At 74.9% G+C, this 23,615-nt stretch carries 20 protein-coding genes; 13 read left to right on the forward strand and 7 right to left on the reverse strand.

All coding sequences use genetic code 11. The features are described 5' to 3' along the window. Window positions 1-23: 23 nt before the first annotated feature. A complete protein-coding gene (hrpB, locus tag BMY40_RS04025) occupies window positions 24-2,603 on the reverse strand; it encodes an ATP-dependent helicase HrpB (RefSeq protein ID WP_093655318.1) in 2,580 nt (859 codons plus the stop codon). 80 nt (window positions 2,604-2,683) lie between these two features. Continuing rightward, window positions 2,684-3,502 carry a class I SAM-dependent methyltransferase gene (locus tag BMY40_RS04030; RefSeq protein ID WP_093655320.1) on the reverse strand — a complete coding sequence of 273 codons (819 nt, stop codon included), beginning with the start codon at window positions 3,500-3,502 and terminating at the stop codon, window positions 2,684-2,686. Window positions 3,503-3,932: 430 nt separating this feature from the next. On the opposite strand from BMY40_RS04030, the gene rpsA reads away from it, so the two are divergent. The 4 genes from rpsA (at window position 3,933) to BMY40_RS04050 (ending at window position 8,042) form a co-directional block, all read left to right on the forward strand. After that, the gene (gene rpsA / locus BMY40_RS04035) at window positions 3,933-5,438 is read left to right on the forward strand and encodes a 30S ribosomal protein S1 (RefSeq protein ID WP_093655322.1); all 1,506 of its coding nucleotides are present in this window, start codon (window positions 3,933-3,935) and stop codon (window positions 5,436-5,438) included. Window positions 5,439-5,685: 247 nt separating this feature from the next. Next, window positions 5,686-6,663 carry a PAC2 family protein gene (locus BMY40_RS04040; protein ID WP_093655324.1) on the forward strand — a complete coding sequence of 326 codons (978 nt, stop codon included), beginning with the start codon at window positions 5,686-5,688 and terminating at the stop codon, window positions 6,661-6,663. Window positions 6,664-6,787: 124 nt separating this feature from the next. Continuing rightward, window positions 6,788-7,393, forward strand: a complete 606-nt coding sequence (coaE, locus tag BMY40_RS04045; RefSeq protein WP_093655326.1) for a dephospho-CoA kinase — start codon at window positions 6,788-6,790, stop codon at window positions 7,391-7,393. Window positions 7,394-7,670: 277 nt separating this feature from the next. After that, entirely contained in the window at window positions 7,671-8,042 is a 372-nt protein-coding gene (locus tag BMY40_RS04050; RefSeq protein ID WP_093655328.1) for a tetratricopeptide repeat protein, read from the forward strand. Between the two features lie 102 nt (window positions 8,043-8,144). Here the strand turns inward: BMY40_RS04050 and BMY40_RS04055 are convergent, their stop codons facing one another. Continuing rightward, the gene (locus BMY40_RS04055) at window positions 8,145-8,933 is read right to left on the reverse strand and encodes a hypothetical protein (protein WP_093655330.1); all 789 of its coding nucleotides are present in this window, start codon (window positions 8,931-8,933) and stop codon (window positions 8,145-8,147) included. Window positions 8,934-9,102: 169 nt separating this feature from the next. Here BMY40_RS04055 and BMY40_RS04060 point away from each other — a divergent pair, with 169 nt between their 5' ends. The 4 genes from BMY40_RS04060 to BMY40_RS04075 all read left to right on the forward strand — a co-directional run bounded on the left by BMY40_RS04060 (window position 9,103) and on the right by BMY40_RS04075 (window position 12,679). Beyond that, window positions 9,103-9,864 (forward strand): HNH endonuclease family protein, encoded by a 762-nt coding sequence (locus BMY40_RS04060; protein ID WP_245769822.1) that lies wholly within the window; start codon window positions 9,103-9,105, stop codon window positions 9,862-9,864. A gap of 113 nt (window positions 9,865-9,977) precedes the next feature. Continuing rightward, on the forward strand, window positions 9,978-10,673 hold the full coding sequence (locus BMY40_RS04065) for a S1 family peptidase (RefSeq protein WP_093655334.1): 696 nt from the start codon (window positions 9,978-9,980) through the stop codon (window positions 10,671-10,673). Between the two features lie 164 nt (window positions 10,674-10,837). Then, window positions 10,838-12,094 carry a hypothetical protein gene (locus BMY40_RS04070; RefSeq protein WP_218158222.1) on the forward strand — a complete coding sequence of 419 codons (1,257 nt, stop codon included), beginning with the start codon at window positions 10,838-10,840 and terminating at the stop codon, window positions 12,092-12,094. A 219-nt stretch (window positions 12,095-12,313) separates the two neighbouring features. Then, complete coding sequence (locus BMY40_RS04075) at window positions 12,314-12,679, forward strand: hypothetical protein (protein ID WP_093655336.1); 366 nt, start codon at window positions 12,314-12,316, stop codon at window positions 12,677-12,679. Window positions 12,680-13,092: 413 nt separating this feature from the next. On the opposite strand, the gene BMY40_RS04080 is transcribed toward BMY40_RS04075, so the two are convergent. Further along, complete coding sequence (locus tag BMY40_RS04080) at window positions 13,093-13,770, reverse strand: AIM24 family protein (protein WP_093655338.1); 678 nt, start codon at window positions 13,768-13,770, stop codon at window positions 13,093-13,095. Window positions 13,771-13,868: 98 nt separating this feature from the next. Between BMY40_RS04080 and BMY40_RS04085 the strand changes: the two genes are divergently transcribed. Both BMY40_RS04085 and BMY40_RS04090 read left to right on the forward strand, forming a co-directional pair. Beyond that, complete coding sequence (locus BMY40_RS04085) at window positions 13,869-14,327, forward strand: type II toxin-antitoxin system PemK/MazF family toxin (protein WP_093655813.1); 459 nt, start codon at window positions 13,869-13,871, stop codon at window positions 14,325-14,327. Between the two features lie 97 nt (window positions 14,328-14,424). Continuing rightward, a complete protein-coding gene (locus tag BMY40_RS04090; protein ID WP_093655815.1) occupies window positions 14,425-15,141 on the forward strand; it encodes a PIG-L deacetylase family protein in 717 nt (238 codons plus the stop codon). Between the two features lie 36 nt (window positions 15,142-15,177). On the opposite strand, the gene BMY40_RS04095 is transcribed toward BMY40_RS04090, so the two are convergent. The 3 genes from BMY40_RS04095 to BMY40_RS04105 form a co-directional block, all read right to left on the reverse strand. After that, window positions 15,178-16,476: an MFS transporter gene (locus BMY40_RS04095; RefSeq protein WP_425443075.1), complete on the reverse strand. Its 1,299-nt coding sequence runs from the start codon at window positions 16,474-16,476 to the stop codon at window positions 15,178-15,180. A gap of 180 nt (window positions 16,477-16,656) precedes the next feature. Then, window positions 16,657-17,226, reverse strand: a complete 570-nt coding sequence (locus BMY40_RS04100; protein ID WP_093655340.1) for a methylated-DNA--[protein]-cysteine S-methyltransferase — start codon at window positions 17,224-17,226, stop codon at window positions 16,657-16,659. A gap of 101 nt (window positions 17,227-17,327) precedes the next feature. Next, a complete protein-coding gene (locus BMY40_RS04105) occupies window positions 17,328-18,368 on the reverse strand; it encodes a glycerophosphodiester phosphodiesterase (protein ID WP_425443068.1) in 1,041 nt (346 codons plus the stop codon). A 227-nt stretch (window positions 18,369-18,595) separates the two neighbouring features. Here BMY40_RS04105 and uvrB point away from each other — a divergent pair, with 227 nt between their 5' ends. From uvrB to BMY40_RS04120, 3 genes are all read left to right on the forward strand, one after another. After that, entirely contained in the window at window positions 18,596-20,752 is a 2,157-nt protein-coding gene (uvrB, locus tag BMY40_RS04110; protein WP_093655819.1) for an excinuclease ABC subunit UvrB, read from the forward strand. Between the two features lie 157 nt (window positions 20,753-20,909). Then, entirely contained in the window at window positions 20,910-21,488 is a 579-nt protein-coding gene (locus BMY40_RS04115) for a TerD family protein (protein ID WP_093655344.1), read from the forward strand. A 117-nt stretch (window positions 21,489-21,605) separates the two neighbouring features. Beyond that, entirely contained in the window at window positions 21,606-23,585 is a 1,980-nt protein-coding gene (locus tag BMY40_RS04120) for a TerD family protein (RefSeq protein WP_093655346.1), read from the forward strand. Window positions 23,586-23,615: the final 30 nt, after the last annotated feature.

A 23,615-nucleotide genomic window follows, 5' to 3' on the forward strand; every position in this document is an offset into this window, starting at 1 on the left:
CGCCGGGCCCCGCAGCGCACCGCTCAGCGCCCCCGCCCGGCCGCCCCCCGCGCCGCGGCGGCCGTACGCCCGGTCGGCTCCGCGGTCGCCGGATCCTCGGGCCAGGGGTGCTTGGGGTAGCGGCCGCGCAGCTCGGCCCGCACCGAGCGGTATCCGTCGCGCCAGAACGACGCCAGGTCCGCGGTAACGGCCGCCGGCCGCCCCGCCGGCGACAGCAGGTGCACCAGCAGCGGCACCCGGCCGCCCGCCAGCCGGGGAGCCTCCTGCCAGCCGAACAGCTCCTGGAGCTTGACCGCGAGCACCGGCCGCTCCCCGCCGTAGTCCACCCGTATCCGCGAGCCCGAGGGCACCTCGATCCGCTCCGGCGCCAGTTCCTCCAGCCGGGCGGCGTCCCCGGAGGCCCACGGCAGCAGGGCGCCCAGCAGGCGGCCCGCGTCCGCGCGCTCCAGGTCGGCCCGCTGCCGCGCCGAGCCCAGTACCCCCTCCAGCCACTCGTCCGCCCGCGCCAGCAGCGCCTCCTGTGACACGTCCGGCCACGGCTCGCCCAGTTCCCGGTGGAGGAAGGCCAGCCGCTGCCGCAGCGACTCGCCCTCCCGCGTCCAGCGCAGCAGCCCCACGCCCTCGCGCCGCAGCCCCTCCAGCAGGGCCGCCCGCACCGGTGCGGGGTCCGGGTCGCGCAGCGGGCCGGAGGACAGCTCGATCGAGCCCAGCCGCTCCACGCGCCGGGCCACCACATCGCGCCGCCCTGCGGACCAGCCGACCTCCTCGGCCTTCGCGTACAGCGCCCCGGCCGCCTCCCGCGCCGTGTCCTCGTCGACCGCCGCGGCCAGCCGTATCCGCGCGGAGGCGGCCCCCACGGGCCGGTCCGCGACGGCGACCGCCAGCCAGGGCGCGTCGCCCAGCCCGGACCCCGGGGCGAGCTCGGCACGGGTGCCGGAGGCCATCAGATAGGCCCGCCCGCCGCGCGAGCGCGCCACCCGCTCGGGGAAGGCCAGCGCCACCACCAGCCCGGCGGCCGCGTCGTCGGCCGCTCCCGCGGAGCCCTGCCCGCCGGTCCCGCCGGGCAGGGCTCCCTCCAGCCGGCGCGCCTCCCGGCGCCAGCGGGCGGCGTACGCGTCCCGGCCCCGGCGCGCGGTGCGCCACACCGCCGCCACCTCGTCCCCGTACTCCCGGGGCGGCTCCTCGCTCAGCAGCGCCACCACCTCGGCCGCCCGCCGAACCCCCACCAGGGGAGCGGCGTCCAGCAGGGCGCGCGCCAGCCGGGGGTGCAGGCCCAGCGAGGCCATCGCCTTCCCGCGCTCCGTGGCCCGCCCGTCCCCGTCCACGGCGCCGATCGCCCGCAGCACCTCGCGGGCCGCCGCCATCGCGCCCTGCGGAGGGGCGTCGGGCAGCGCCAGTCCGCGCGCGTCCGGATCGCCCCAGCAGGCCGCCCGCAGCGCGAAGGCGGTGAGGTCCGCGACGGTGATCTCGGGGGAGGGGAAGCGCGGCAGCCGGTCGTGCTCGGCCTCCGGCCAGCAGCGGTAGACCACTCCCGGCGCCTCGCGCCCGGCCCGTCCCGCGCGCTGCCGGGCCGACGCCCGGGAGGCCCGCACCGTCGCCAGCGCGCCCAGCCCCCGGGCGTGGTCGGTGCGCGGCTCGCGGGACAGCCCCGCGTCCACCACCACCCGCACCCCGGGCACCGTCAGGCTGGACTCGGCGACCGCCGTGGCCAGCACCACCCGCCGCCGCCCGGCCGAACCGGCCAGCACCGCGTCCTGGACGGCGGCCGGGGCCCGCCCGTGCACCCGGAGCACCTCGGCGCCGGCCGCGTCGCCCAGCATGGCGGACACCCGGGCGATCTCCCCGGCCCCCGGCAGGAAGCACAGCACGTCGCCCTCCTCCTCCCGCAGCGCCCGGCGCACCACGTCCGCCACGTGCTCCAGCAGGACCGGATCCACCCATGTGCCGTGCGCGGGGCGCACCGGACGGGGCCCGGCGGGAGGCGCCCACACCACCCGCACCGGGTGGGAGGCGCCGGGCGCCTCCACCACGGGGGCGTCCAGCAGCCGGGACCAGGCCCCGGCGTCGGTGGTGGCCGAGGCGGCCACCAGCCGCAGCTCCGGCCGCAGCGCGGCGCGCACGTCCAGCAGGAAGGCGGCGGCGGTGTCCGCGTCCAGATGCCGCTCGTGGCACTCGTCCAGCACCACCGTGTCCACCCCGGGCAGTTCCGGGTCCCGCTGGAGCCGCTGGAGCAGCACCCCGGTGGTCACCACCTCCACCAGGCATCCGGGGCCGACCGCCCGCTCCCCGCGCACGGTGAACCCGACCCGCCCTCCGGCGTCCGGCCCGGCCCCTCCGCCGACGGTCTCGCCCAGCAGCCAGGCCATCCGCCGCGCCGCGGCCCGCACCGCGATCCGGCGCGGCTCGGCGACCAGCACACGCCGCACCGAAGCCCCCTCCCGAGGGCCGGCGAGCCCGGCCAGGGCGAGCGGCACCAAGGTGGTCTTGCCCGTGCCCGGCGGGGCGCACAGGACGGCCGCCCCGCGGGTGCCGAGGGCCTCCTCCAGCGCGGGCAGGACGGTGCGTACGGGCAGCTGGCGCAGGGCGTCGGTCCGCAGGGGCATGCCCCCATCCTCGCAGCGCCCGGAAGGCGCCCGGAGGGTCCCCGGTCCCGCTCGCCAGCCCTGCTCGCCGGCCCCGCTCGCTAGTCCCGCTCGCAGACGAAGATCGCGGTGCCCGGGATCAGCCGGCCGCGCAGCGGCGACCAGCCGCCCCACTCCTGCCGGTTCCACCCGGGCCACTCCGGCTCCACCAGGTCCACCAGGCGGAACCCGGCGGCGACGAGGTCGCGCACCCGGTCGCCGAGGGTGCGGTGGTGCTCGACGTAGACGGCGCGCCCCCGCTCGTCCTGCTCCACGTAGGGCGTGCGGTCGAAGTAGGAGGCGGCGACCGTCAGCCCCTCGGTCCCCGGCTCGTCGGGGAAGGCCCAGCGGATCGGGTGCGTCACGGAGAACACCCACCGGCCGCCCGGCCGCAGGACGCGGCGCACCTCGCGCAGCACCCGCACCGGGTCGGCGACGAAGGGCAGCGCCCCGTAGGCGGAGCAGGCCAGGTCGAAGGAGCCGTCGGCGAAGGGCAGCGCCCCGGCGTCGGCCTGCACCAGGGGGAACGCGGGGACGGTTCCGTCGATGCGCAGCGCGTGCTGGAGCTGCCGGTGCGAGATGTCCAGGGCCACCGGGCGCGCCCCGCGCGCGGCCAGCCAGCGCGAGCACTGGGCCGCCCCCGCGCCGACCTCCAGCACCGAGCGGCCGGCCAGCCCCTCGGCCGGGCCCAGCAGGCCGGCCTCCTCCTCGTCCAGGCCCTCCGGGCCCCACACGAAGCGGTCGTCCCCGAGGAAGCCGCCGTGCTCGCGCTGGTACTCGTCGGCGTTCCGGTCCCACCAGCCGCGGCTGGCCCGGCTGCTCTCGGCGGCGTCCGCGTCGCGGCGGGCCGCCTCCGGCTCTTGTCCGCTGTCTTGGTTCATCTCGCCCGTCGTCGTAGCCTTCGGTTCCGGCGCGCGGCCGGGGGGAAACGCCGGATGCGGCGGCGGCGGGGGGCCCGGGGCCCGGGGCCCGCTCTCCGGGGTCCGGCGGGCCCCGCGGAGGCGGGGACGGGACGAGGATCCGGCGACTTGTGCCGGATATGGGGGCAAAGTCCCGTGTGTCCTCGTTCGCGCATTGACCCTGCCCGGCTGCCCCCGTATGCTACAAGTTGCGCTGCGGGCCTGCGCGCCTCAGACGGAGCAGGTCGCGCTCGCATCTGTTGTATGTCCCCTCGGTTGTCGAGGTGCTCGTGGTTTCCTCGGAGATCTTCGGTGAAGCACCTCTCAGGCTGTCCGGCTTCGGCAGTGCGATACGGGCTCTCGGCGTAGCAGTACCTACGACTTCAATGTCCGTACCGGAGCCCTTTTCCACATGACGAGCAGCACCGAGACCACCGTGACCACCCCGCAGGTTGCGGTTAACGACATCGGTTCCGAGGAAGCCTTCCTCGCCGCGATCGACGAGACGATCAAGTACTTCAACGACGGCGACATCGTCGACGGCGTCATCGTGAAGGTCGACCGGGACGAGGTCCTGCTCGACATCGGCTACAAGACCGAAGGCGTCATCCCTTCCCGAGAGCTGTCGATCAAGCACGATGTCGACCCGAACGAGGTCGTCGCCGTCGGTGACGAGATCGAGGCCCTGGTCCTCCAGAAGGAGGACAAGGAGGGCCGCTTGATCCTCTCGAAGAAGCGTGCCCAGTACGAGCGGGCCTGGGGCACCATCGAGAAGATCAAGGAAGAGGACGGCATCGTCACCGGTACCGTCATCGAGGTCGTCAAGGGTGGTCTCATCCTCGACATCGGCCTCCGCGGCTTCCTTCCCGCCTCCCTGGTCGAGATGCGTCGCGTCCGCGACCTCCAGCCGTACGTCGGCAAGGAGCTCGAGGCCAAGATCATCGAGCTGGACAAGAACCGCAACAACGTGGTCCTCTCCCGCCGCGCCTGGCTGGAGCAGACCCAGTCCGAGGTCCGCCAGACCTTCCTCACCACCCTCCAGAAGGGCCAGGTGCGGTCCGGCGTCGTCTCCTCGATCGTCAACTTCGGCGCCTTCGTGGACCTGGGCGGCGTGGACGGTCTGGTCCACGTCTCCGAGCTGTCCTGGAAGCACATCGACCACCCCTCCGAGGTCGTCGAGGTCGGCCAGGAGGTCACGGTCGAGGTCCTGGACGTCGACATGGACCGCGAGCGCGTCTCCCTGTCGCTCAAGGCGACCCAGGAAGACCCGTGGCAGCAGTTCGCCCGGACCCACCAGATCGGCCAGGTCGTGCCCGGCAAGGTCACCAAGCTGGTGCCGTTCGGTGCGTTCGTCCGCGTCGACGAGGGCATCGAGGGCCTGGTCCACATCTCCGAGCTGGCCGAGCGCCACGTGGAGATCCCGGAGCAGGTCGTCCAGGTCAACGACGAGATCTTCGTCAAGGTCATCGACATCGACCTGGAGCGCCGTCGCATCAGCCTCTCGCTGAAGCAGGCCAACGAGTCCTTCGGCGCCGACCCGATGGCGGTCGAGTTCGACCCGACCCTGTACGGCATGGCCGCGTCCTACGACGACCAGGGCAACTACATCTACCCCGAGGGCTTCGACCCGGAGGCCAACGACTGGCTGCCGGGATACGAGAAGCAGCGCGAGGAGTGGGAGCGCCAGTACGCCGAGGCGCAGCAGCGCTTCGAGCAGCACCAGGCGCAGGTGCTCAAGTCCCGCGAGGCCGACGCCCAGGCGGAGGCCGAGGGCGCCGGCGGCGGTGCCCCGCAGGGCGGCGGCGCCGGTGGCGGCGGCGGTTCGTACTCCTCGGAGTCGGGTGACAACTCCGGCGCCCTGGCGTCGGACGAGGCCCTGGCGGCCCTCCGCGAGAAGCTCGCGGGCGGTCAGAGCTGACCCGTCGGTCCACCGCGGCCGACACGCGGTGACCCGCGGTAGTGCATGAAGCAGGGCCCCCTTCCCGCTCGGGGAGGGGGCCCTGCGGCGTCCCCGCCCGGGGACGCCGCAGGCCCCCGCTGCCGGAGACCGTGCCGGAGATGGCACGATGCTTGCCGGAGAGGTCTTCCGGTCACCCGATCAGGGGAATGCGCATGCGGCGGCGGATGTTGCCGACAGACGGAAGCGACACGGAGGAGCGGCGAAGGTGCTGGACCCGCAGGGTTTGTACTCATGGGATCCGACCGGCCTGGCGGAGGCCGAGGCGGCCGTCGGCGAGCAGGGCGGTGCCGGGCCCGTCATGCTCTACCACTTCGAGGGGTTCATCGACGCCGGCGAGACCGGCGGGCAGATCGTCGAGGGACTGCTGGACCGCGGCCCGCGCACGACCGTCGCCCGCTTCGACGCGGACCGCCTCGTCGACTACCGCGCCCGCCGCCCGGTGATGACCTTCCGGCGCGATCACTGGGCGTCCTACGACACCCCCCGGCTGGAACTGCGGCTGCTGCGGGACGACACCGGCACCCCCTTCCTGCTGCTGTCCGGCCCCGAGCCGGACGTCGAGTGGGAGCGGTTCACGGCCGCCGTGCGCGAGATCGTCGAGCGGCTCGGCGTGAGGCTGTCCATCGGCTTCCACGGCATCCCCATGGGCGTGCCCCACACCCGCCCCGTCGGCCTCACCCCGCACGGCAACCGCCTGGACCTCACCCCCGCGCGGCAGACCCCCTTCGACGAGGCGCAGGTCCCCGGCAGCGCCGCCTCGCTGCTGGAACTGCGGCTGGCCGAGTCCGGCCACGACGTACTGGGCTTCGCCGCGCACGTCCCGCACTACGTGGCCCGCTCCACCTACCCCGAGGCCGCCCTGACCGTGATCGAGTCGATCACCGCGGCCACCGGGCTGGTGCTGCCGGAGATCACCCATGCGCTGCGCACGGACGCGCAGCGCGTGCGGGAGGAGATCGAGCGGCAGCTCGCGGAGGGGGATGGCGAACTGGTCGCGGTCGTCCGCGGACTGGAGCAGCAGTACGACGCCGTGGCCGGGGCCGAGACCCGCGGCAGCCTGGTCGCCGAGCCCGCCGAACTGCCCTCCGCCGAGGAGCTGGGAGAGGTCTTCGAGCGTTTCCTGGCCGAGCGCGAGAGCGGGGGCGAAACCGGGGACGGGGACACCGGCGGCCCCCGGCCCTGACCGGGGCCCGCCCGCGCTTGGGTAGGGTGACGGCAGCCGCCGCGGGCGACCCCGCGCGCGGCACACGGCCCCGCCTCCTGACGCGGGGCGCGGCGCGGGTACGGACACATGTGGAGGCGCGGCCATGCTCTCCGTGGGGCTGACGGGCGGAATCGGCGCGGGCAAGAGCGAGGTCTCGCGGCTGCTCGGCGAGTACGGCGCCGTTATCGTCGACGCCGACCGGATCGCCCGCGAGGTCGTCGAGCCGGGCACCGAGGGGCTCGCCGCGGTGGTCGCCGAGTTCGGCGAGGAGGTCCTCGCCCCGGACGGCACCCTGGACCGGCCCCGGCTCGGCTCGATCGTCTTCGGCGACCCGGAGAGGCTGAAGGCGCTCAACGCCATCGTCCATCCGCTGGTCGGGGCGCGCTCGGCCGAACTCCAGCGCGCGGCCGGCGAGGACGCGGTGGTCGTACACGACGTACCGCTGCTGACGGAGAACGGTCTGGCGCCCCTGTACGACCTGGTGGTCGTCGTCGACGCCTCCCCGGCCACCCAGCTCGACCGCCTGGTGCGGCTGCGCGGCATGGACGAGCAGGACGCCCGGGGCCGGATGGCCGCCCAGGCGACGCGCGAGCAGCGGCTGGCGGTCGCGGACATCGTCATCGACAACGACGGCCCCCTGGAGAAGCTGGAGCCCCAGGTCGCCGAGGTCTGGCGGCGGCTGGGGGAACGCGCCGGCGGGCGGGCCTGAGCGGCGAGCACGGGCACGGCGGGCACGGGCGCGGGCACGGCCGGCTGCCCGCGGCCGCGGCGGTGCGCTTGACCGGCCCCGGCGCCGGGAAGAATCCCCCCGCCAGGGCGGACGGGAATACGCCCGTGCGGCGGCGCGTTGCCGTGGCGGTACACCACGACGTCAAGGGACGTCCCCGGACGTTCCGTGACGCCCCCGGAACCACCATCCGTACCCGAAGGACCCGTGATCCCGCGGCCGGTGCGACGCGGCCGATCCCGGTCGAGGAGGCGTCGACGTGCACGAGACCACGCCCGAGACCCACGTCATCCAGTACCGCGCCGCGGAGCAGCTGCTGGCCGCCCGCGACCCCAGGGGTGCGCTGAAGCTCCTGGAGTCCGTCGTCACGGCCTTCCCGGAGAAGACCTCCGTCCGCCTGCTGCGCGCCCGCGCCTTCTTCCTCAGCGCCCAGCTGCGCGCCGCCGAGGAGGAGTTCCAGGTCGTCCTGGAGCGCGAGCCGGACAACTCCTTCGCGCACTTCGCCCTCGGCCGCACCCTGGAGCGCGCCGGCCGCGACGACGAGGCGCTGCGCCACTTCCGCCTGGCGGCGGCGCTGGACCCCCGGCCGGACTTCTGGGAGGCGGCCCGCTTCGGCGACCGCGCCGTCTGACCGCCGCCCGAGGCCTCCCGGACGCCCTTTCGCCGTTCGCCGGCCGCACGAGCCCGCCCGCCGCGACACCCACGGATGCCGCGGCGGGCGGTTCGCGTTCCCTCACCGGTCCGCGCCCCGGGGCATCCCCAGCCCCAGCGAGCCGGTCATGAAGAAGGCCCCCTCCACCCAGCGGCCGGCCCACCGGTCCGGCGCCGGTGCGTGCGGGAGCTGGGCACCGGCGGCGGCGACGTCCACCTCGATCCCGCCGAGCGTCCGCACCCTCAGACGGTGGAAGACCTCGCCGCTGATCTCGCTCTCGGTGCGCTCGGCGGCCACCACGCCGCCCGCGAACAGGGCGTGTGCCACAGGAGCCCACTCCCGGCCCGCGTCGTCGGGGCGGAACAGCCCGGAGGGGATGAGGTACTCCGGCGCGAACCCCGGCTCGCGCTCCCGCTGCGCCGCGTCGTACGCGGCCCGGTCCGAGTACAGGCCGATCCGCTCGGCGAGCGCGCTCAGCCGCACCAGCCCCTCGGTGGGCGCGCCGCCCTCCTCCCGTCCCAGCGCACGCAGCTCCGCGCGGTCGGTCAGCTCCACCGGCAGCGGGCACAGCATCCGCCCGTCCTCGCCGTCCAGCAGCTCCATGTGCGCGACCCCGTCCGGGGCCAGGGCGATGCCGCGCACCGGCACCGGCGCTCCCCGCGGCACCAGGGCGGGCAGGACGTACGCCAGCGAACCCTCGCCGTCGATCTCCAGTTCGACACGCGCGCCGCCCGCGCCGGTCCACACCACCCGCACCGCACCCCCGCCGACGGGCTCAGCGCGGCCGAGGGCGTACAGTCGCCGCAGCAGTTCGCCGTACTCCTGCCTGTCGCCCACCTCGAGGCCGATGGCTCCGAAGTGACTGGTCATGAGGTACCCCCGTGGGATCGATCGGCTTCGACAGCCCCCTACCGTCCTCCGCCCGCCGGGGGAGGGCAATCGGATTTCGCCCGGGGCGCCGGGGAAGGATGGACGGTGGGCCGGCGCCGTCCGCGGCGGCGGGCCCGTCGCGTACACCCACCCGACCCCTGGACAGCCCGTGCCGATACGAGACCTCCGCCCGCTTCCCGCCGCCGCCCTCGCGCTGAGCGCCGCCCTGTTCCTGGCCGGCTGCGAGTCGATCGACCTCGAAGGCCCGTCCCCGGGACCGGAGTCCGGCGCGTCCGCCGGACGCGCCGTCAGCCCGCTGGAGAACGAGGACGGCACCGGGCCGGGACTGGCACCCGTCTCCTCCGCGGACCGGGCCAGGGCCCGCGAGATCGTGTCGGAGTTGGAGGCCAAGGGGCGCGGGCCCAGGACGGGTTACGACCGGGACGAGTTCGGCTACGCGTGGATGGACACGGCCGACGGGGTGCCGCTGGCGCGCAACGGCTGCGACACCCGCAACGACCTGCTCGCCCGCGACGGCGAGGAGTTGCGGTTCCGCTCCGGCTCCGACTGCGTGGTCGTCTCCATGACGCTGGCCGACCCGTACACGGGCAAGGAGATCGCCTGGAAGAAACAGGACGCCGCCGAGGTGCAGGTCGACCATGTGGTGCCGCTGTCGTACGCCTGGCAGATGGGCGCCGCGCGCTGGCCGGAGGACAAGCGCGAGCGGCTCGCCAACGACCCGCTGAACCTGCTGCCGGTCGAGGGCCGCGCCAACTCGGCCAAGGGCGACTCCGGTCCGGCCTCCTGGCTGCCGCCCAGCAAGGCGATCCGCTGCGCCTACGCGGTGCGCTTCGCGCAGGTCGCCCTGGAGTACGAGATGCCGGTGACGGCCGCGGACAAGGAGACGATGCTGCGGCAGTGCGGGGGCTGAGGTCCGCGGCGCGGGACGGGTGACCGGGGCGGGCGGTCTGGCGGGAGCGGCCGGCCTTCCCCAGCATGGGGTGACGACAGCATCCACCGGCACCGCCCGCACCGGGAGGAACCATGAGACGCCCGCCCGTTCCCGTGACCGTCCTGACGGCACTGGCCGCCCTCGCCGCCGTGCTCCTCGCCGCCCCCGCGGCCCTGGCCGCCCCCGCCCCGGCCGTCCCGTCGGCACCGACCGCCGTGCGCGGCGGCGACGTGCTGTACGGCGGCGACGGCCGCCGCTGCACGGTGGCCTTCAACGCCCGCGGCGGTGACGCGTACTACGGCCTCGTCGCGGGCCACTGCGCGGGCGGGGCGACCACCTGGTACGCCGACGCGGCGCGGACCGTGCCGGTCGGCACCACCGCGGGCAGCAGCTTTCCCGGCGACGACCACGGAATCGTCCGCTACACCAACACCTCCCTGTCCTACCCTCCGGAGGTGAACCTGGGCGGCGGGGCCGTCCGGAGCATCACCGGGGCCGCCACCCCCCGCGTGGGCCAGTCCGTCTGCCATGCGGGCCGGACCAGCGGGCTGCGCTGCGGCACGGTCACCGCGGTCAACATCACGGTCAACTACGGCGGCGGCGCCGTTCACGGGCTGTTCAGGTCGAACGCCTGCTCGGAACCGGGCGACGCCGGCGGCCCCGCCTTCTCGGGCGGCACGGCCCTCGGCATCATCGTGGGCGGCAGCGGCAACTGCGCCTACGGCGGCGGCACGTACTACCAGCCCGTCGTCGAGGTCCTGGCCGCGTACGGGCTGAGCCTGCGCTGAACGCCGGCGGAGGGCTCCTGCGGAAGGCCCCGCGGCGCCGGCGGACCGGCAGGATTTCTCCGAGGCGTACTTGGCAGAGGTCGCGACGCCTTCTAACTTGACGGTGTCCATTCAAATCGGGGGTGTCGTCACGAGCGGTGCCTCCGGCTGCCGAGGAGGACCACGTGTTCGGCTACCGCATGTTCGGCTGGAGAAGACCCGGAGCCCGGCGGACCGCCGGCATCACCACCGCTGTGCTGACCCTGGCGGGAGCGCTGTCCATGGCCGCCCCGGCGGGGGCCGCCTCCGCCGACCGGCGGGACGCCGGCCCGGAGGCGGCCGTCGCCGAGCGCCTCGCCGAACGCGGGCGCGCCGAGATCGGAGCCGCGGCCGCGCACGACACTACGCGCGTCAACGTCACCCGCGACGCGGGAGGATGGGCCTTCGGCACAGCCGTGCTGGCGACCGAGCCCGGCTCGGAGCGGATGCCCATGGGCTGGCTGTTCCACGCCGAGCGGGAGGGCGGGACATGGCGGGTCGCTCTCGAGGGCGAGGAGCGGTTCGCCGAGCTCTCCCGGCGCTCCCCGCTGGTCAAAGCCGAGGAGAAACCCCTGTTCGCCCGGCTCGACGGCAGGCGGGCGAAGCCCTCCGAGGAGGCCGGCCGGGACGGCGGCGGGGCGGTCGTGTACGGCGCCGGCGACTACCGCACCGGCATGGCGCTGCCGACGACCGTCGGCGCCGGCACGGTCATGACCAGCGGCCCGCACGGCTGGAGCGGCAGCGCGGCGCCGTGGAGTTCGCTCGACTTCGCCGGCGGCGACGAGGTGGTGCGCGCAGCCCGGCAGGGCACGGCCTACACCATGTGCCGGGGCTGGATCAGGGTCGTCCACGACCGCGGCTACGCCACGGACTACTACCACCTGTGGAACAACATCAACACCAACGGCGGCTGGGTCGGCGCCGGAGCCTTCCTCGGCTACACGGGCACGGACGTCACCTGCGGCGGCGCCGCCTACGGCCGCCACGTCCACTTCGGCCTGATCCAGAACGGCTCGTACATCCCGGTGGCGGGCCACAACCTGGGCAAGTGGGTGATCTACAACGGCTCCGCCGCCTACCAGGGCTCGGCGATGCACGGCAGCCGGCTGGTGAACGCCGGCGGGACCCTGTACAACTACGGCGCGCTGGGTCTGAACCAGGCCGTGGTCGACGCCAACGGGGGCACATACGTCAACAAGCGCACCGGCCCCGGGACCGGTTACGCGGTCTCGGGATCGGCCGCGGACGGAGCCACGGTCACCGTCTCCTGTTCCGCCAACGGCACCGCGCACACCGGCCGCTACGGCACCACGAGCCTGTGGAACAGGCTGAGCGACGGCACCTGGATCAGCGACGCCTATGTGTGGTCGGGCGTCAACGGCCCGGTCAGCGGGTGGTGCTGAGGCCCCCCGCCCGCCGCACCGCCGCAGGGGGTGCCTCGTCGCGGTCGTAGACGGCGTACGCCGACAGACGCCCGGACGGGGAGACGAACTGACCGACTTTCCCGGAGGGGCGGCCGTATCCCCGCACACCGCCATCGCCGCAGTGACGGCGAGGGTACCGTGCGTCGCCGAACGAGCGGACTGGAGGCGGGGGTCGTGGGCACGACACGGCGAACGGTTGTGACCGCACTGGCGGCGGCCGGTGTGCTGCTGCTGGGCGGCTGCGGTCAGACGGACGGCACCGGGGGACCGGGCGGCGCCGCCGCCGGGGAGGCCGGTGCCGCCGGCCGGTCCGTCCCCCCGGAACTGGTGGGCAGTTGGAGCACCGACCGGTCCGTCAACTTCGACACCACCGTCTTCAGCTTCTACGAGGACGGCGTCTTCACCCAGGAGGTCGGGACGGCCAGGGTCACGGGCCGCTACGAGGTCAGGGACAGCACGCTCGTGACCTTCCCCGAGGAGGGGAAACCGAAGGCGTACACCTGGCGGACGGGAGAGGGCGGCTGCCTGTACCTCGACGGCGTCCGGCACTGCCCGTACTCCTGAGCCGCGCCCCCGGAGGCGGCCCGGCACGGCCCGGCGGGGCACCGCACGTGCGGCGCCCCGCCGGGCCGTCGCACGCGGCGGTCAGTGGGCCGCCGGCGGCGGAGGCGGCAGGTGGCCGCACAGCCGCGGGCAGAGGACCGTCCGCCCGGATTCCGCCCCGGCCCTGACCGGCGGGCGCCCGGCGTGCTCCCTCCCGGCAGCCGGACGGCACCGCGCCCGGAGGGGGCGCCGGTGGAGGGACCCGTTGAAACAGCAGAGCCTGTGCGGGGACGGGGACGGAAAGCGGGGGGAAGACAACACACCCACACCGTATCGGCCCCGGCCCTTTTCCGGGCGTGCCGTGTGAGTACCGGCACACCCGCCGCGGCGCACGGGACCGCCGCCGCGTCAGCAGGTCGCGGGGGAAGGCCGCGTCAGCCGGACGCCTGGCCGCCCGGACGCGACTCGCTCGGCCGCACGATCACGAACCCGTCGCCCTCCAGCCTGAGTTGGACCGCCTCGCCGGAACCGCCGCGGATCATCGAGCCGAAGCTCTGCGAGCGGTGCAGCGAGGTGCTCAGCCGGGCGCTCCAGCCGACGACCGCGTCGGTGTCCACGAAGACCGGGGCGCCGGGGGAGACGGGGATGACGATGGGGGTGCCCTCGCACACCACGCCCAGCCTGCCCTCCCCGGTGAAGACGCTGTTGAACAGGCCGCCGCCGGCCATGCCGGCGCCCTTGACCATCCTCACGTCGTACCGGAGGGTCGCGTCGAAGCAGAGGACGTTGCGCCCGTTGACGGTGAGGCTGTCGCCGGGGTCGATGTCGACGAGGAAGCAGTTGGCGGAGTCGTGGGCGAACCAGGCCTCGCCCCGGCCGCGGACGGACATCAGGGCGAGCCCCTCGCCGGTGACGGAGCGTTTGAGGAAGTTCCCCACCCCCTGCCCCTTCCTCTCGAACCTCAGATCCCCCCGGAAGGCGATCATCGCGCCCTGCCGGGCGTAGCACTCGCCGTCCACCACGTACCGGATCGACTGCGGATTCTGCAGGGACATGCCGGGGGCGGTGGCCGGCCGGACCATGTTCTCGGAGGCGAAGAGATCGCTGCGCATGGACGCATGCTCCCCAAAACCCCGCAGTCCGCCAAGGCGCCGCGCTCGGCCCGGCCGGCCGGCGACGGCGGCGGTGCCGATAGCGTGTGCCCATGGCGATGGACGAGGTGAGGGCGGCCGACGGGCCCGGGCCCACCCCGGGGAGCCGGGGGCCGACCGCGACGACACAGGCGCGGGCGGAGGAGGTGGGCGCCGTGCGGACGGTCTACGCGCCCGATCCGGACGGCGACCCCGACCCCGGTGAGATCGTCTGGACCTGGGTGCCGTACGAGGAGATGGACGGACGGGGCAAGGACCGGCCCGTCCTGGTCGTGGCGCGCGAGGCGGCCGGCACCCTGCTGGCCGTCCAGCTCTCCAGCAGGCGGCGGGACGGCGAGCACGACTGGGTGCCGCTCGGCTCCGGCCCCTGGGACCGCTCCGGGCGCGACTCGTGGGTGGACCTGGACCGGGTGCTGCGCGTCCACCCGCAGGGGATGCGGCGCGAGGCGTGCGCGCTGGACCGGGCGAGGTTCGACCGGGTCGTGCACAGCCTCCAGCGGCGGTACGGCTGGCGCTGACCCGGGCGCATACTGGCCCGGTACGGCACAACCGACTCACAGCGCTGCCGCGAAGGAGGCCACCGTGGACGCCACCGTGGACGGTCGGCTCAGCCCCATGCCCGAGGACTGGAACCGCGCGCTCGCGATCGTCGCGCACCCCGACGACCTGGAGTACGGCGCCGCCGCCGCGATCGCGCGGTGGACCGCCGCCGGGCGGGAGGTCGCCTACCTGCTGGTGACCCGGGGCGAGGCCGGGATCGACACCATGGAGCCCGAGCGGGCGGCCCGGGTGCGGGAGGAGGAGCAGCGGGCGAGCGCGGCCGTGGTCGGGGTGGAGAGGGTGGAGTTCCTGGACCACCGGGACGGGGTCATCGAGGAGGGTGTCGCCCTGCGCCGCGACCTGACCGCCGCGATCCGCCGCCACCGGCCCGAGCTGGTCGTCACCCTCAACCACCACGAGACCTGGGGCGGCGTCAACTGGAACACCCCCGACCACCGGGCCGTCGGCCGCGCGGCGCTGGACGCGGCCGGGGACGCCGGCAACCGCTGGATCTTCACCGACCTGGCCGGCCAGGGCCTGGAGCCCTGGGACGGCGTGCGCTGGGTGGCGGTCGCGGGGTCGCCGCAGCCGACGCACGCCGTGGAGGTGACGGAGGAGGACGTGGACCGGGCCGTCGCCTCGCTCGCCGAGCACCGCGCGTACATCGGGGCGCTCAGCGACCGGGAACCCGCCGAGTACGCCCGTGAGTTCGTCACCGGCGTGATGGGCATGTCCGCCGAACGCACCGGCGGACGGCGGGCCGTGGCCTTCCAGGTGTACCCGAGGGGATGACCTCCGCGTCCGGCCCGCGCGCCGCGGCGGGGCCCGTCACCGGCCGTCCGGGGCCGGAGGGCGCAGGCTCTGGCGCAGGGCGAGCGCGGCGACGGGCAGGAGCAGGGCCGCGCCCATCGCGTTGAGCCAGCCGTAGCCCGCCTGTGCGACGACCAGGCCGGCGAGCGCGCCGCCCGCGCCCGCCGCGGCGTTCATCGACAGGTCGGACAGCCCCTGGACGGCCGGGCGGGCGGCCTGCGGCACCGAGTCGGTGAGCAGGGTGGAACCGCCCACCAGCCCCGCCGACCAGCCCAGCCCCAGGAGGAACAGGCCCGCGGCGCTCCGGACGTGGTCGCCGTCGGCCGTGCCGGCGACCAGCGCCGCGCACGCCAGCAGCGCGACGCCGACGGAGATCACGGATATGCGGCCGATGCGGTCGCACAGCCGGCCCATCAGCGGGGAGAAGGCGTACATGCCCGCGATGTGGACGCTGATCACCAGGCCGATCAGCTCGATGCCGGCGCCGTGGTGACCGAGGTCGACCGGGGTCATCACCATGATCGAGACCATGGTGGTGTGGGAGCCCGCGACGGCCACCAGGGCCAGCCGGGCCCTCGGCGAGGCCGCCACGGCAAGGAGTCCGGCGCGCAGCGAGCGGCTCTCGGCGGACGCCGGGGCGTCCCGGTCGGCGGCGGCCAGCGCGCGGGCGGTGAGCAGGGGATCGGGCCGCAGCAGGACGAACACCAGCGCCGCGGCCAGCAGGAAGACGCCCGCGCCCCACAGGAACGGGCCCGCCGCCTCGGGAACGCCGAGACCCCTGACGCTCCGCCCGGCCGGGGCGGCGATGTTCGGACCGAGGACCGCGCCGATGGTCGTGGCCCACACCACCGTGGAGATGGCCCGCCCGCGGTGGGCGGGCTCGGCGAGGTCGGCGGCGGCGAAACGGGCCTGGAGATTGGCTGCGGAGCCCGCGCCGAAGGCCGCCGTGCCCAGCAGCAGGAGGGGGAAGCTGCCCAGGACGGCGGCGAGCACCACCACACCTCCGCCCACCGCGCCGACCAGATAGCCCAGGGTGAGGCCCGCGCGGCGGCCGCGCGCCGCCGTCAGGGCGGCGAACGGCAGGGACAGCACGGCCGTGCCCAGCACCGACGACGTCATCGCCAGGCCGGACAGCCCCTCGGAACCGCTGACCTCCTCGGCCAGCACGGCGGCCAGCGCGATGCCCGTGGCCACGCCCAGCCCGCCCAGGATCTGGCCGGCCACGAGCACGGCGGTGGTGCGGCGGCGCAGCGCGGTCAGGTCGTCCCCGCGGGGGACCGCGGCGGTGCCGCGGGGGGCGGCGGGAGGACCGGGTATGCCCGAGGGCCCGTCGGCGGCGTCGGCGGTTTGGGAGGTGTCCTTCACGAGGGGAAGTCTGCCAGCCGGAGGCGGCCGGGGAGCCGGGCGGGAGCTGCGCGGGAGGCGAGGTTCGCCACAGGGGGAACCGGGGGAGGGGCCCGCGCTCCAGGTCCCGCGGACGGGCCCGGAGCGCAGTGCTCAGAACAGCGGTGCCGGAAGGACCCCCTCCAGCGCGAGCAGGGCCCGCTTGGTCTCCAGCCCGCCGCCGAAACCGCCGAGTCCCCCGCCGCTCTCCACCACCCGGTGGCAGGGGACCACGACCGGCAGCGGATTGGACCCCATGGCGACGCCCACCGCGCGGGCCGCGCCCGGCTCGCCGACGCGGTCGGCCAGCGTCTGGTAGCCGACGGTGCTGCCGTACGGCACGGAGGCGGCCAGCGTCCGCAGCACCCGCCCGTTGAACCCGGAGGTCAGGGACCAGTCCAGGGGCAGGGAGAACTCCCGCAGCCCGCCGCGGAAGTACGCGTCCAGTTCCCGGGCCGCCTCGGCCAGGACCGGGTCGTCCCCGCCGTCCCCGCCGGGAGCCGGCTCGGTGCCCAGCCGCGCCGTGAGCCGGGCCAGGGACCGGCGCACCGTCCGCTCCCCGGCGTGGAAGACGACGCTCACCAGCCCCCGGCCGGTCGCCGCGAGCAGCAGTGGGCCGACCGGGGTGTCCCGTACGGTCCAGACCGGGGCCGCGGTGGCGCCCTCGGCCGATGTCTCGGTCATGGGGCGAGTCTACGGAGGCCGCCTCCCGCCGCGGGCCGCTGTGCGCACATCGGCCCGCGGCGGGTACGGCGGCCGGGGTGGCAGGCCGGGTGGGCGGCAGGTCAGGAGGCCCCCGCTTCCCGGGCCGCCTCCCGCGCTTCCTCCCGGGCTTCCTCCAGCGCCTCCTCGCGGGCCGCCTCCGGCGAGTCCTCCCGCCCGCCGTCCCGGACTGCGTCCCGGGCGGCGTTCCCGGTGCCGGCCCGGGTGGCGTCCCGGACGACGTCCGGGTAGTTGGAGATGATCCCGTCCACGCCCATGGCGGCGACCCGGCGGGCCGCCGCCGCGCTGTTCACCGTCCAGGTGAAGACCTCCAGCGGCTTGCCGTGGGGGCCCTTCAGGGCGTGGACCTGCCGCACGTACTCCTCGGTCAGGGTGGTGTGGGGCGGGTTGATCTGGTCGCTGAAGCGCGCGTACCGCGGCAGCTCCTCGACGGCGGGGGTGCCCAGGAAGCCGGTCCTGACGGCCGGTGCCTGGTCGTGCACGGCCCGCACCGAGTCGGCCCCGAAGCTCTGGATAACCAGCTTGCTCCGCACGTGCCGCCGGTCCAGCCAGCCCTCGCTGCGCAGCTCGCCAAGGATGTCGGCCTCGATGCCCGGGTAGAGCTCGGGCCGCTTGATCTCCAGCAGCAGGTTCTGGCCGGTGCGGTCCAGGTGCCGCAGGTACTGCTCCAGGGTGGGCACCCGCTCGCCCGCGTACAGCGGGTCGAACCAGCTTCCCGCGTCCAGCTGGGCGATCTCGGCGGCGGTGAAGTCGGCGACCCTCCAGGGCGCGCGGTCGGGGAAGACCTCCTCGACGTCCGTGGTGCGGCTCAGGGTGGCGTCGTGCATCACGACGAGTTCGCCGTCCCTGGTGCGCTGCACGTCGTTCTCCACCCATCTGATGTCCAGGGCGCGGGCGGCGTCGACGGCGGCCAGGGTGTTCTCGGGCGCGTAGCCGGAGGCCCCGCGGTGCGCGATCGGGACGGGAGCCCCTGCCGCCGGTGCGGCCTTCGGCGCGGCTTCCGGTGCGGTCTGCGGGGCGGCCTGGGCGGGAACGGCCGTCAGGACGAGCGCGCACAGGCCTGCGAGTGAACCGGTGACGGTGGCAGCGGGGCGTAGGGACACGGGGGACTCCTCACGTCTTCGATGCGCTGACTCCAGAAGCATTCCGGCATCGGTGGCCGGTTACGTGGGCGGGAAGTGGACAGAACCTGAACGCTTCACGGAAAGCCCTCCCGCCGGTGGCGGGCCGGGCCGTGTCCGGGCCGGGGTCCGGTCGCGCCCGGGTCGCGTTCCGGCCGGGGTCCGGAAGCCGGCCCCGGTTGTCAGCGGGGGGACGTAACGTGGTGGACATGCGGCCCCAGACCCAGATCGAACGCAGGACGGCGCCCTTCGAGGTCGTCAGCCCCTACCGGCCCAGCGGCGACCAGCCGGCGGCCATCGACGAGCTGGCCAGGCGCGTCACGGCAGGCGAGAAGGACGTCGTCCTGCTGGGTGCGACCGGCACCGGCAAGTCGGCGACCACCGCGTGGATGATCGAGAGGCTCCAGCGGCCGACTCTGGTGATGGCGCCGAACAAGACGCTCGCCGCCCAGCTCGCCAACGAGTTCCGCGAGCTCCTGCCGAACAACGCCGTCGAGTACTTCGTGTCGTACTACGACTACTACCAGCCCGAGGCGTACGTCCCGCAGACGGACACCTACATCGAGAAGGACTCCTCCATCAACGAGGAGGTCGAGCGGCTGCGCCACAGCGCGACGAACTCGCTGCTCACCCGGCGCGACGTCGTCGTGGTCGCCTCCGTCTCGTGCATCTACGGCCTGGGCACGCCGCAGGAGTACGTCGACCGGATGGTGCCGCTGAGGGTCGGCGAGGAGATCGACCGGGACGCGCTGCTGCGCCGCTTCGTCGACATCCAGTACACCCGCAACGACATGGCGTTCACCCGCGGCACCTTCCGGGTGCGCGGCGACACGATCGAGATCTTCCCGGTGTACGAGGAGCTGGCCGTCCGCATCGAGATGTTCGGCGACGAGATCGAGGCCCTCTCCACGCTCCACCCCCTCACCGGCGAGGTCGTCTCCGAGGACCGGGAGCTGTTCGTCTTCCCCGCCTCGCACTACGTCGCGGGCCCCGAGCGCATGGAGCGGGCCATCGCGGGGATCGAGGCGGAGCTGGAGGAGACCCTCGCCCGCATGGAGAAGCAGGGCAAGCTGCTGGAGGCGCAGCGGCTGCGGATGCGGACGACGTACGACATCGAGATGATGCGGCAGATCGGCACCTGCTCCGGCATCGAGAACTACTCGCTGCACATCGACGGCCGCGAGAAGGGCTCCCCGCCGCACACCCTGCTCGACTACTTCCCCGACGACTTCCTGCTGGTCATCGACGAGTCCCACGTCACCGTCCCGCAGATCGGCGCCATGTACGAGGGCGACGCCTCACGGAAGCGGACCCTGGTCGACCACGGTTTCCGGCTGCCGTCCGCGATGGACAACCGTCCGCTGAAGTGGGAGGAGTTCCTGGAGCGCATCGGGCAGACGGTCTACCTGTCGGCGACACCCGGGCAGTACGAGCTGTCGCGCTCCGACGGCGTGGTGGAGCAGATCATCCGCCCCACCGGCCTGGTCGACCCGGAGGTCGTGGTCAAGCCCACCGAGGGCCAGATCGACGACCTGGTGCACGAGATCCGCACCCGCACCGAGAGGGACGAGCGCGTCCTGGTCACCACGCTGACCAAGAAGATGGCCGAGGACCTGACCGACTACTTCCTGGAACTGGGCATCCAGGTCCGCTACCTGCACAGCGACGTGGACACCCTGCGCCGGGTGGAGCTGCTGCGCGAGCTGCGCGCCGGCGAGTACGACGTGCTGGTCGGCATCAACCTGCTGCGCGAGGGCCTGGACCTGCCGGAGGTCTCGCTGGTCGCCATCCTCGACGCCGACAAGGAGGGCTTCCTGCGCTCGGGCACCTCCCTGATCCAGACCATCGGCCGTGCGGCGCGCAACGTCTCGGGCCAGGTGCACATGTACGCCGACAAGATCACCCCGGCGATGGCCAAGGCCATCGACGAGACCAACCGGCGCCGGGCCAAGCAGATCGCCTACAACGAGGCGAACGGCATCGACCCCCAGCCCCTGCGCAAGAAGATCGGCGACATCGTGGCGACGATCGCGCGCGAGGAGGTCGACACCCGGGAGCTGCTGGACAGCGGCTACCGCAAGGCGGGCGCGGGAGAGGAGCGCCGGGCCAAGGCACCGGTGCCCGACCTCGGCCGCGCGGCCGGCGGGGACGGCGACGGCGCACGGGGCGGAGGCGGCAGGGGCCGCGGGGCCGCCCGGCCCACCGACCGGCCCGCCGCCGAACTGGCCGAGCTCATCGAGGAGATGACCGAGCGCATGCGGGCCGCGGCGGCCGAGCTGAAGTTCGAGGTGGCCGCCCGGCTGCGCGACGAGGTCGGCGAACTGAAGAAGGAGCTGCGGCAGATGAAGGAGGCGGGCCTGCGGTGATGTGAGGCGATGCGGGGCGGCAGGACCGTGCGGAAGTGTTGCAGGAACGACACAAAGCCCGCCCGCCCCGTCCGCGCCGTCGACGGCGGTGCGTAGGGTTCGTGGCAGTCGCCGGAGACGGCGGCCGATCGCAATGGTTGGAAAGAGGGGAACGCACGTGACGGTCAACTTGTCCAAGGGACAGGCGATCAGCCTGCAGAAGTCCGACGGGGGCACCCTGACCGCGGTGCGGATGGGGCTCGGCTGGCAGGCGGCTCCCCGCCGCGGCCTGTTCGGCCGGCGCACCCAGGAGATCGACCTGGACGCCTCGGCCGTGCTCTTCGCCGGGCAGCAGCCCGTGGACGTCGTCTTCTTCCGCCACCTGGTGAGCGACGACGGCTCCGTGCGCCACACCGGCGACAACCTCGTCGGCGGCGCCGGGCAGGGGGGCGACGACGAGGCGATCCTGGTGGACCTCCAGCGGGTCCCGGTCCACATCGACCAGATCGTCTTCACCGTGAACTCCTTCACCGGCCAGACCTTCGCCGAGGTGCAGAACGCCTTCTGCCGGCTGGTGGACGAGACCAACGGCCAGGAACTGGCGCGCTACACCCTCACCGGCGGCGGCCAGTACACCGCGCAGATCATGGCCAAGGTCCACCGCCAGGGCGACGGCTGGCAGATGACCGCCCTGGGCACCGCGGCCAACGGCCGCACCTTCCAGGACCTGATGCCCTCGATCACCCCCCTGCTGTAGCAGGCGGCGGACGGCCGCGGGGAGGCCGCAGGGGGCGGGCCCGCGGGCACCGCGTCCGGCCGGGGGCGCCGGGCCGCGGTGGAGCACGGCAGAACACACGCAGGAGGGGGCGCGGCGATGGCGGCCGAACTGGTCCGGGGGCAGAACCATCCACTGCCCGGGAGCCGTCTGGAGATCCGGGTGTCCGCGGGAGGGCCGGTCATGGCCGGGGCCACGCTGGGCGACGAGGACGGACGGCTGCGCGAACCCGGCTGGATCGCCCACCCCGCCTCCCCCCGCCTGCCCGGACTGGAGGTCTCGCGGCAGGCCGCCGCCGACCACCGGATCGCGGTGGACCTGGAGGCGCTCCCCGAGGCCGTACACCGGGTCAACGTGCTGCTCGCCCTGCCCACCGGTGCCGGCGGGCCGCTCTCCTTCGGAGCGACGGCCGCCCCCGTCGTGGCCGTCACCGGCCCGGACGGCACCGGGATCGCCGGCTACACCATCACCGGGCTCGGCACCGAGTCCGCCGTCGTCGCGGTGGAGCTCTACCGCCGGCTGGGCGCCTGGAAGGTACGCGCGGTAGGCCAGGGCTACGCGGGCGGGCTCGCCGCCATGCTGGAGGACCAGGGGCTGCCCCGGGCGCGCGAGCTGGCCGCCGCCGTCGAGGAGGCCATCGCCTCGGGGGCGGCCCGCTCCGTGGCACCGCCTCCGGCCCGTACCGGGGGCGAGGACCGCGGCCGGCGCACCGCGCCGGCCGGCGGACCGCCCGCCGCGCCGGGCACCGCACCGGACGCGCTCCCGTACGCGCCGCCGGACACCGCCGCGGCGCTCCGGCCCGCCTCCCGGGGACCGACCGCGCCGACCGCGCCGCCTCCGCCCGCCGCGGGCCCCGTGGACTACCGCCACCCCCGCCGTGCGGCCCGTACGGCGGCCGCGCCGCCGCCCCCACCGCCTGCTCAACCCGGCCCGCCCGGTCGGCCCGCCCGGCCCGTCGCGGGCGACGCCGCGGGCTGGAGCATGGAGGAGCGGCTCTACAACCAGGTCTGGGGCATGTTCGAGGATCTGGCCCGCACCACCGCCGCCTACCGCAGCGCGGTCGACTTCGCCGACTCCCGCATGGAGCAGGAACTGGACAAGGCGCTGGCCGACCCGCGCTCGCGGATCGGCGCCGCCGCGGACACGGCCCGCGCCCGGGCCCGGGAACGCCACGCCCAGCTCGCCGACCGGGCCCGGGCCGCCTTCGAGCGCGATCTCGCCCAGCTCACCGCCGAGTCCGAGGTCGTCGAGCCGGCCCTGCCGCCCGCCTTCGCCCGCTGGGACAGCCCCGTCTGGCACGCCTACCAGGTGCCCGTGGAGACACCGATGGCGGTGCGCCTGGGCGACCTCGGCCTTCCCGAGCACAGCGGCCTGCGCATCCCCATGCTGATGCGGCTGCCGCTGGAGCGGGGGCTGTGGATCGACGCCGGGCGCACCCGTTCGGCGGCCTCCCTCACGGCCGACCCGCACGAGACGCGCCGCCTGGCGGGCGAGCTGGCCACCGCCGTCGCCGGCCGGCTGCTCGCCGTCCACCCGGTCGGCGACTTCACCGTGCACGCGCTCGACCCCACCGGCGCCGCCGCGCCCACCCTGGCCCCGCTGTCGGAGTCCGGAGCGCTGCGCGAGCCGCCCGCCACGGGCCCGCAGGGCGTCGCCTCGGTACTCGCCGGGCTGACCCGCCGCGTCGACCTGGTGCAGATGGCGGTGCGCACCGGCGCCACCGACGCGCTCCCGCCGGACGTGGACCCCGCCGAGCAGTTGCTGATCGTCCACGACTTCCCGCACGGCTTCGACGACCGCGCCGTCACCCGGCTGCGCTACCTCGCGGACGAGGGGCCGTCCGTCGGGGTCCACCTGATGATGGTCGCCGACCGGGAGGAGGCGCGGGAGTACGGCCCCGTGCTCGATCCGCTGTGGCGGTCGCTGCTGAGGATCACCCCCGTGCCCGACGACCACCTCGCCGACCCCTGGGTCGGCCACGCGTGGACGTACGAGCCGCCCCTGGTGCCCGGGGGCAGCCGGGTCCTGTCCAGGGCGCTGGGGCAGGTGGCCGAGGCCCGCCGCAGGTACGGCCGCTGACGAGGCGGGCTTCGGACCCCCGGCTTTGCC

Origin of the sequence: Streptomyces radiopugnans (genome assembly GCF_900110735.1) — a bacterium.
GTDB lineage: Bacteria > Actinomycetota > Actinomycetes > Streptomycetales > Streptomycetaceae > Streptomyces > Streptomyces radiopugnans.